This is a genomic window from Streptomyces sp. NPDC001717, assembly GCF_042892775.1.
Taxonomy (GTDB): Bacteria; Actinomycetota; Actinomycetes; order Streptomycetales; family Streptomycetaceae; genus Streptomyces.
Map to the genome: position 1 here is coordinate 60,870 of NZ_JBIAUK010000040.1, position 8,721 is coordinate 69,590.

The window sequence follows — 8,721 nt, forward strand, 5'->3', positions numbered from 1 at the left end:
ATCCAACCCGTACGCACGGGGATCGACGGCGGGTTCGAGCGTCTATGGCCGCTACCGTCCCACCCGACCCGTACAGGCGGGGTCGACGGGCAGGAGTCATGTACTTCAGCTGGCCCGACGTACCCAACCCGTACGCGCGGGGATCGGCGGAACCTGCTGGCGGCGCTGTTCCACGCCGCGGCGTCCAACCCGTACACGCGGGAATCGACGGACGAATGGCTTCCTGGCCGACCTCTTCATCGAATCAAACCCGTACTCGCGGGCATCGACGGGCGGGCATCACCCTTGACCGGCTCGGACGTGTATCCGACCCGTACGCACGGAGACCGATGGACCACGCACGGCCAGGCTGAGGCTGCCGCCGTACCCAACCCATATGCACGGGAATCGACGGAGTGCGTCAGGGTCCGAGGGAACCGGTCGGCCGTCCAACCCGTACACGCGGGGATCGACGCAAGGGGTTCGCAGGTGCCATGTCCGCGGCCGACACGCGGCCACATCCAACCCGTACGCGCGGGAATCGACGGGTTCAGCGCACGATCCTGCGCAGCATCGTCCCAACCAACCCGCCCGCACGAGTATCGACGGCACATGGTCGTCCAGATGTGCGATGCCACGGAGTCCAACCCGTACGCGCGGGGATCGACGGGTGATCTACTCGCAGGGTCACCACAAGGAGCCGTCCAACCCGTACATGCGGGGATCGTCGGCCGGAAGGCCTCGGAGATGAGTACGCCAATGAGTCCAACCCGTACAGACGGGGATCAACGGCTCGTCTCGGTGCCCTAGGTGCACGTACTCACGTTATCCCGTACGCGCGGGGATCGACGGTACGCGGCCGTCAACTCAGACGCGGTGGGAGTGCGCAACCCGTACGCCCGGGAATCGACGGCCTGGCCGTAGACAAGGCCGCCCTGTGAGCGCGGGGATCAACGACAGTACACCGCGTGGGAGGTCGCGCAGATGAAGTCCAACCCGCACATACGGGTTGAGTGCGGCCGGCCCTTCTCCCTCGTCATTTGGCTTGGGCCGTCGATTCCCACGCTTGCGGGTTGGATCACGTGCACAACATGCCCGTGGCGATCTGGCGGCGTCGACCCACGCGTCTGGGGATCGACGGCGGACCAACCGGCGCGTACCGGCCGCGAAGTAGTCCAACCCGAACGCGGGAATCAACGGCTCCACTCCAAGCGCCAGCTGGCCGAAGAGGAGTCCAACCCGTGGTTGCGGGAATCGACGAGGCCAGGGCACTCCGTACGAGGAGCGAGGCAGATCCAACCCGTTCGAGCAGGGTATCCACGGATGGGGCCGACGACGAGGAGCAGCAGGCATGTACACAACCCGCACGCACGGGAATCGACGGTGGGCTCCTGCCGCCTCCCGGCTCACCCGTCAATCCAGCCCGTACGCGCGAGCTCGGACGGGAGTGAGCACCGTATGGGGGTGTGGCTGGCCGGCCAGCGCCAACACAGCGACCGGCTCGACACCCAGCAGCTCGAAGCCCTCGCCGGACTCGACGTGGATAGGGCGACTTTGTGACCCGTGGGGCAATCGGGGCGGCCTCCGAGGCCTGCCCCGGTAGCCCGGATGCTGTGTACAGCCCCAGCAACGAGCAGACGAGCGCCAGGAGTACCGTCGCGTTCTCGGAGAACTTGAACGGGCACGGCAGGTCAGCCGGTGGGCGGCGCACCGTCCTTGGAGACCTTCAGCCCGTGGGCACGGACCTCGTCCGATTCCGGTACCCGCACCTCCTCCCGGGCGCTCCGGCGCCTTCCGCCGTCGCCCAGCATGATGCCGCAGTAGCCGAGCACCAGCACGGCCAGACCAGCGAGCACCAGCAGCCACGCCACCACCTCGCACCAGGTAGCCACGAGACTTTCCCGGGCCCCGTTGTACCGGGCCAGGCTCCAGCCCGCCGTGCCCAGGGCAAGGCCAAACATGCTGGTGCTGAACAACCGCCGTACGACCACGGCCGACTCCCTCTCCGAGGCAGGAGCTCCATCGTCTCGTACCCCACTGACAACGACCCACCCGCGCGCGGGATCCGGCCGGCCGACGAGCGGACGCAGGTTGGCCCCCGGCCGGCGCGGGCCGGGAGCGGCCGCGCCTATCGCACGCCCGCGGTGTTGTGTGGGCGCCGGTGGGCGCGCACAGCCGGTTCCGCAGGCGCCGGCTGGCCGGGGGCTGCGCCGGTGGGGGTGGTGGTGGAGCGGAAGCGGGCTGCGGGGGCGGATACGCGGGGGCCGTCGGGAACCGAGGCGCAGGGCGGGGTGGTCGGGGCGCACAGGGCCGCGCCGACCAGTCGGCCCGCGAGTTCTCTGGCGGCCCACAATCCAGGAGGCGTTCCCCTGCCGCCGCGGCCAGAGCGCACGCCGTACGTGCGAGCCGCCCAATCACCACATGCTGATCACGAGACGGCTTCCGCAACTGCTCCCCGTCCAAGGCCCGGTGTGCGGTACGCAGCGCCTCGCCAAGCTGCACGAGGCTGTGCGTCACCGTCGGCCGACGGCGGGCCGGCAGGTCGGCCCTCCAGGCCGCCAGCGTCGGCTTGCGCAGCGCCCCGAACTCCGACGGCCGCAGCCCGTAGAGCTCCACGGCCACCGACTCCACGTCCACATGCATGGTCGGCAGTCTCCCGCCCGCGCCGCAACCCGACCGACTCCCCGGCCAGACGCCGCGCGTCGGACCGCCGTGCAGGTGCGGCTACTTGCGCGTCGCGGGGAGGTCAAGCGCGTGCCGTTCCTCTGCGGCGGCGGAGACGGACTTACCAGGAACGGACATGGAGGCGGCTCACTCCCTGTGATGGAGCTTTGAAGGTTCTGGGCCCGCCTGTCAGCGGGCGCCTCTACGGTGTCGGCATGGACTACATCCCGAGGCAGGCAGCGCGTGAGCTCCCCTTCGACGGCACTGACATCATCCTGCGCTACGGCTTCGAGCACCCCGCGCTGCCTTACGAGTTCGAGGACACCCTCGAGGTGTGGTCGGTCCAGATCCTGCGCTCCCACCCCGAGGACGGCTGCCCGCAGTGCCCGCCCGACGACCCCTGCCGTTTCGAGGACGGGACACCCATCGGCGACATGGAGTTCGTCAGGATCCGCGACTACACCCGGGACCCGGCCTGGGAGGCGGCGGACTCCCACACCGGCGACATCGAAAAGATCGTCTCGGTGTGCACCGACCCGACCTATGTGATGACCCCGGGCCTTCACTGGTCGCCTGCGTTCGAGGAGCGCATCGACGTGCCGGCCGGGGATCTTTTGATCATGGACCGGGTGCGGATCGAGCCTCAGTGGCGCGGGTTCGGGATCGGCGCCCTCGCCGCGGCCGAGGCGATCCGCCGCCTGGCCTCCGGGTGCTGCGCGGTCGCGTGCGAACCGGCGCCGACCGACGGGGACTACGAGAACGACGAGCCGGGCTACCAGGCTGCCCGAGCCAAGATTGCAAAGGTGTGGGAATCGGTCGGGTTCGCGAAGTTCAGCGACGGGATCTATCTCCTCGACCCCGCACTTCAGTACCCGGCCGACTGCCGCACCAGCTGGCAGAAGCATTTCGGGCGGCGGTAGGCGCCTGCCACGGGGAGGCCTCCGGACTGCCGTACGGCAAGGCTTCGGAGATGTGAAGGGTGGCCCCGGCACACGGTCGCGAACCGCGCGAGCGGCATCAAGTACTGCACCCGCGAATGCGCCCGTGCCCAGGCCCGCGCAAGCACCGGCGCCGTCGCAAAGCGGCCCCGACGACTCGCCGTCGCAGTAGACGACACCACCGCGCACGAACCTCGTTCCGTCAGAGGAGCTGCGTGATGCCCACGATGCTGCGCACCCAGCAGGTCGAGGCCGTCAGCGCCATCGTGCGCGGCTTCGACGATACGGGCTCCGACAGTCCCTGGGCCCACCTGGAGGGACTGGAGAACGGCGCCGAAGTCAAGCTCGGGGTGTTTTTGTCGAACACCTGGACTCGCGGCGCCAAGCTCACGGCTGGCAAGCTGAAAACGCAGGCGAACCTAGGGCTCGGCTGAGCAGCACAGGACGCCAGTGAGTCGTGATGCATCTGGGGGCTGGAGGAAAGTTGATCATCTTTGATACGAACGCGGTGAACAAGCTGCCACATGAGGGGCCGCGGGCCGACATCATCCGCAAGCTCCGGCAGTCGGGCCATCACCGGGTCGCCGTGCCATGGATGGTCTTGGAGGAGATGGCCGCGCACCAGGCACAGCTGTACCCCGTGAAGTACGACGCCGTCATGAACTCCTTGAGCAAGCTGCGCGAGTTTGTGCCCTGGGAACTGAAGAGCACCCTGGAGCCGCTTGACCTGGAACGCCTGATGAATCACTGGCGGGAGGTCTACGGAGAGATCTTCGAGGTGATCGACACCAGTCCCGAGGTCGCACGGAGGGCTCTCAGTCGCGAGGCGCTGGCCCTGAAGCCGGCCAAGCGGGCTGCGGACCACTCGGAGGGTGCCCGGGACGTTGCCATCTGGTTCTCCATCCTGGAGTTCCTCAAGGAGAACCCGGAGGAGAAGGTCTGCTTCGTCACGGCCAACACCAAGGACTTCGGCGACGGGGTCACCTACCCATACCCCATGAACGAGGACGTGCAGGGGTTGGAGCATCGGCTCACCCGGCTCATGGACTTCAACGAGGTCGTCTCTGCGTTCACGAAGACGGTGTCGGGTACGGATGCGGAGGCCGTCGCCGATGAGCTGCTGAGGTCGCGGTCCGTACGTTCTCGCGTCGCTCGGACCGCCGTGGAGATGCTTACCTCGGCCTCTGGGTTCGCCGGTCTGGACGGGGACGACACAGCCGTGCAGTGGCGCGGGTGGTGGGCTTCCCCCGAGGTTGAGGTCCTTGCCATTACGGAGGTGACGGGCCATGAGATCGAGGGCGATGTCTGGTACACGGCCAACGCACGGTGGCTGCTGTACGGGCTGGCCTTCGACGGGGATGCCGGCGATACGAGCTACACCGCATGCACGTGGGAGACGAAGGTCCTGTTCTCCGCGCGGGATGGGGGCGAGGCGCCCACTCTCCTGACCCCGCAGGAGCCGCAGGCTCCGGATGTGTCCGACTCCGCGTGTGTGGAGCTGCTGAAGCGGATGAAGAAGCGCACCGCCGAGATCAGCCGTCGGACCGTGCAGGACTTGCTGGCCGCTGCCTCCATTGCTGAGGGCGTGGTCTCGAAGGAGTTTCTGGCCTCACTGGATGTGGCGGGCAACCTGCACCGGGAGTACAGCGCGCACCTGCCCAAGATCGACTACAGCGCGCTCTTTCCGACCCGCGACGTCGCCGCCTTCAACCGAAGCCTGGCGGAGCAGCTGGGCCCTCTGGTCGACCTCTCTGGCCTGAACCGCAGCGTGGCAGAGATGGCTCTGCAGCGGCTCGACTTCAACACCTCCGTGAGGCGCAGTCTCGACGGCCTCGTGCCCAAGCTCGACATCGCCGGCCTACTGCCGCGCACCGACTTCACCGGCCTCATCGCGGCATCGGTTGCCAAGGGCATCACCGAGCAGGACAGCGACGACGATGAGACAGACGTCGACGACGATCAGCTGTCGTTTGAGGACGCTGACGAGGACGAGGCCAGCGATAGGGACGGGTCGGGTCCCGAACCAGAAGAAGGCCCCACCGCCTGATCCATGGGTGATGGCGACGACTCCGCACGCCGGTCCCAGGGATGACTGATCCATGGGGCCCGTCGCGTGTCAGCTCGGCTCCCGACAACACGCGTCCGATGCCGGCCCCAACTGAGGAAGAGCCCTCTTCCCCCGGCTATCGCGTGGAAGGCACCGGCCGGACCAAACGCGCCCTGCCCTGGGCTGGACAACGCCGCCCCAGGCCCATGCGAGATCCAGAACCTCTAATCAACGTTTCAGCGTGCCGGGCAGACCCCTGGCGGACGGTGTGAGCTGCGGTGATGGGCACGACGTTGGAGGCGTTCACGGCACTGGACGCGGGACAGGCCCCGGGCAGGTGGTTCACCCGCCCGGGGCGCCCGGTTCACCGGCGAAACGCCACTGCACTCTCCCTCGGACGTCAGGCCGCCACAGTGTCCTTCAGCTCCACGGCGACACGCAGATCGTCGTCCGACCACCGCCGGTCGGGGATGTAGCGAGGGTTTTCCCGGCTGTACGCCACCGCGTGCCTCCCGGCGGAGCGAAGACGCAGGGGCGCCGACATGCAGGCCCAGCTCACTGGGCCTTCTCGCCGTTCCGGCGGGCGCGCCGACGCCGAAGGACGCTGCGGACGGCTGCCGGGGCGAACGCGGCGGTGAGCGCGGAGGGCAGGCCGGCTGCGAGGCCGACGGCGAACTGCTCGAGGAGCAGCTGGAAGAAGGTCATGGTGTCCCCCTGATGCGGGCTGTTCCCGGTGGCGGGCGCCGCCGGTCCCTCCTTGGTATGCGGGCACTTCCGCAAGGCAGCGCAAGCTGCCGGAGCGTGTGCCGCACGTTGTGAAGTTGGGTGAAACCTCGGGTGAGGATGTGGGCGCAGCTTTACGCTCGTGGTCGGGTTGGGGCGCAACTTGCGGTGCAACCCGGGGAGGGGCGCCATGGGGAGCTTGGAGGACGTGGGCACGCCTGAGGGGTTCACCGCGGTGTTGGTGGCGCTGCTCGACGGGGAGTTGCGCACGCGGTCGGCGGCCTCGTTGGCGAAGCGGGCCGCGGTCGCGGAGAACAGCCTGGCGAACTGGCGGGCCGGTGCGATCCCGCAGGTCGCCCAGCTCGACCAGTTGCTGGGGGCGTGCCGTGTTCCGCCGGACCGGTACGGGGCCTGGCACGCGGCCCGGGAGCGGGCGGTGCGGGCCCGCAAGGCGATCCGGCCCGCTTCCCCGTCCCGCGGCCGACTAGGGGAGAGCTACCTGCTCGCGGGGCTGACCGCCCTGCCGACGCGCATCGAGGTCTTCGGGGACGACCCCGTCCACCTGTACGTCAACGCGATGACGGGGGAGGTCGTCGTGGACCTGGACACCGGGGCCCCGGTGGCGGACACCTCGTGGATGGACCGGCTCACCGCGGCGCGGGGCCAGGTCGGCGAGCGCGGGTTTGTCCAGATCGACTGTGGCGGCTCCATCGCCGTCTGGGTGACGCTCCCGGACGGACACGGAAAGGTGGAGATCCGCAGCCGCTGGGTCGACGCGCAGGACTACGAAACGATCGACTTCAGCGCGGTGCGGCAGCCTGGCGATACCGTCACCGGGATCTGGCATTCCTCCGACTGGACGTGCCAGGCCTTCGCGATCGCAGACAGGCTCTTCGTCAAAAGGCGGTTCATCCAGGACACGACGAGCCCGTACGCCCAGGGCGTGCAAAACCATCCCGACAGTTACCCGCCCTCCAGGCCGGAGAGGATCACCGCGGTCAGCGTGGCGCCGGACGGCGACCTGATCGCGACCGCCTCCGAGATCTCCGGTGTGGAGCTTTGGGACCCGGACACCCTGCGCGTGGTCGGAAAGCCCCTGGGGGCGTCCGGCGAAAACGTCGACGCGATGGAGTTCTCCCCGGGCGGGACGGTGCTTGCCGTGGCATCCGGCGGCGCGGTGCACCTATGGGACCCGTACAGCCTGCGCAAGCAGAGCGGTCGGCCGCTCGACGGCTACACCGGCGATGTCAAAGGCCTGTGGTTCTCCCCGGACGGCACGCTTCTGGCAACCAGCAGCGTCCGCGGCGGTGTGCGGCTGTGGGACGTGACAACGGGCCTCCCGGTCGCCGACCGCCTTGCCCACGAGCCAGGCACCGTCCTGGACGTCGCGTTCTCCCCCGACGGCACCCGCGTGGCCGTCGCCGAAGCCGATGGGGTTCGCGTCCACACCCTGCACCCGGACACCTGAGGCCCCGGCCACGACAGGCGCAGCCTGGCCACTCGCTACGACCTGGGTGTGAGTCCCGCGAGGACTGCTGGCTCATTCACGGACCGTGGAGTTCGGTCTCCCATGCCTGGAACGGCGGCTCGACCTCGTACGTCGGGTCGCAAGCGCGGCGAATCCACTGTGCGGCACGGTACTGCGCGTCTCCGTCATTCAGCACCGCGCCGTCCGCGTCGACTTCCAGCACATTGGCATAGATCGCGAAGACCTGCTCCAACGACGAACCGAACTGGAATAGAACCGGTCGATAGTCAAAACCGTCGAGCAGATCAACGTCGATGGTACCGTTGGCCAAGAAGAAGGCGAAGAACCGAAGCGAAGCACGCACGTCGACTGGAAGATGTCCCACCAGCACATCATGTCTGCTGTCCACATCGCCCGGGCAAGATCGTTTGAGGACAGTGCCTAGAACCCCCGTACCCGGCGGCCACACTCACATCAGCGGGGGGAAGCCGCATGTGTAGTGGAACGAGTCGTCCGGTTCGGCGGCGGGGGCATTCTTCACGTCGCGCACGGTCATGAGGATGAGTCCGGTCAGGAGCAGGACGACTCCGCTGCCGATGCACCACCATCCGGCGGCTGTCGGGCGGGAGTCCGCCATCGGGCCGCCGGTGTGCAGAAACGGCCCGATGAGCATGAGCATCATGGCGACCGCGATGAAGCCCACGGATGCCCGTTTCAGCCCCGTCGGCTTTGAGTGCCGGATTCGGTGCCACCTGGGCTGCCGTCGACCGTGTCACCGGGTTAGGGCCTGTCCGGCGGATCATGGCGCTAGGCACTGTCTGATAATTGATCTTGTGGTGGGTCGTGGTGAGCTGACGGATGTGGCGTGGGAGCGGATAGCACCCCTGCTGCCTGGTGTTGAT

General features: G+C 68.2%; 8 protein-coding genes. 4 read left to right on the forward strand and 4 right to left on the reverse strand.

Translation table 11 applies throughout. The features are described from left to right. Window positions 1-1,670: 1,670 nt before the first annotated feature. Window positions 1,671-1,940, reverse strand: coding sequence for a hypothetical protein (locus ACFYZL_RS36610; RefSeq protein WP_388685142.1), 270 nt, complete (start codon window positions 1,938-1,940; stop codon window positions 1,671-1,673). A gap of 918 nt (window positions 1,941-2,858) precedes the next feature. Between ACFYZL_RS36610 and ACFYZL_RS36615 the strand changes: the two genes are divergently transcribed. The 3 genes from ACFYZL_RS36615 (at window position 2,859) to ACFYZL_RS36625 (ending at window position 5,628) form a co-directional block, all read left to right on the forward strand. After that, entirely contained in the window at window positions 2,859-3,563 is a 705-nt protein-coding gene (locus ACFYZL_RS36615) for a hypothetical protein (protein WP_388685145.1), read from the forward strand. Window positions 3,564-3,799: 236 nt separating this feature from the next. Beyond that, window positions 3,800-4,015 carry a hypothetical protein gene (locus tag ACFYZL_RS36620; protein ID WP_388685148.1) on the forward strand — a complete coding sequence of 72 codons (216 nt, stop codon included), beginning with the start codon at window positions 3,800-3,802 and terminating at the stop codon, window positions 4,013-4,015. A gap of 50 nt (window positions 4,016-4,065) precedes the next feature. Continuing rightward, entirely contained in the window at window positions 4,066-5,628 is a 1,563-nt protein-coding gene (locus ACFYZL_RS36625) for a PIN domain-containing protein (RefSeq protein ID WP_388685150.1), read from the forward strand. 555 nt (window positions 5,629-6,183) lie between these two features. On the opposite strand, the gene ACFYZL_RS36630 is transcribed toward ACFYZL_RS36625, so the two are convergent. After that, window positions 6,184-6,333 carry a hypothetical protein gene (locus ACFYZL_RS36630; RefSeq protein ID WP_388685153.1) on the reverse strand — a complete coding sequence of 50 codons (150 nt, stop codon included), beginning with the start codon at window positions 6,331-6,333 and terminating at the stop codon, window positions 6,184-6,186. A gap of 208 nt (window positions 6,334-6,541) precedes the next feature. On the opposite strand from ACFYZL_RS36630, the gene ACFYZL_RS36635 reads away from it, so the two are divergent. After that, entirely contained in the window at window positions 6,542-7,819 is a 1,278-nt protein-coding gene (locus tag ACFYZL_RS36635) for a WD40 repeat domain-containing protein (protein ID WP_388685156.1), read from the forward strand. Window positions 7,820-7,895: 76 nt separating this feature from the next. On the opposite strand, the gene ACFYZL_RS36640 is transcribed toward ACFYZL_RS36635, so the two are convergent. Then, window positions 7,896-8,204 (reverse strand): hypothetical protein, encoded by a 309-nt coding sequence (locus ACFYZL_RS36640; protein ID WP_388685158.1) that lies wholly within the window; start codon window positions 8,202-8,204, stop codon window positions 7,896-7,898. A gap of 84 nt (window positions 8,205-8,288) precedes the next feature. Then, window positions 8,289-8,522 carry a hypothetical protein gene (locus tag ACFYZL_RS36645; RefSeq protein WP_388685170.1) on the reverse strand — a complete coding sequence of 78 codons (234 nt, stop codon included), beginning with the start codon at window positions 8,520-8,522 and terminating at the stop codon, window positions 8,289-8,291. Window positions 8,523-8,721: the final 199 nt, after the last annotated feature.

Bases quoted from the DNA above. Each gene is read 5' to 3' on its own strand.
- ACFYZL_RS36610 (WP_388685142.1), bottom strand. From the start codon at position 1,940: ATGTTTGGCCTTGCCCTGGGCACGGCGGGCTGGAGCCTGGCCCGGTAC.
- ACFYZL_RS36635 (WP_388685156.1), top strand. From the start codon at position 6,542: ATGGGGAGCTTGGAGGACGTGGGCACGCCTGAGGGGTTCACCGCGGTG.
- ACFYZL_RS36630 (WP_388685153.1), bottom strand. From the start codon at position 6,333: ATGACCTTCTTCCAGCTGCTCCTCGAGCAGTTCGCCGTCGGCCTCGCA.
- ACFYZL_RS36620 (WP_388685148.1), top strand. From the start codon at position 3,800: ATGCCCACGATGCTGCGCACCCAGCAGGTCGAGGCCGTCAGCGCCATC.
- ACFYZL_RS36615 (WP_388685145.1), top strand. From the start codon at position 2,859: ATGGACTACATCCCGAGGCAGGCAGCGCGTGAGCTCCCCTTCGACGGC.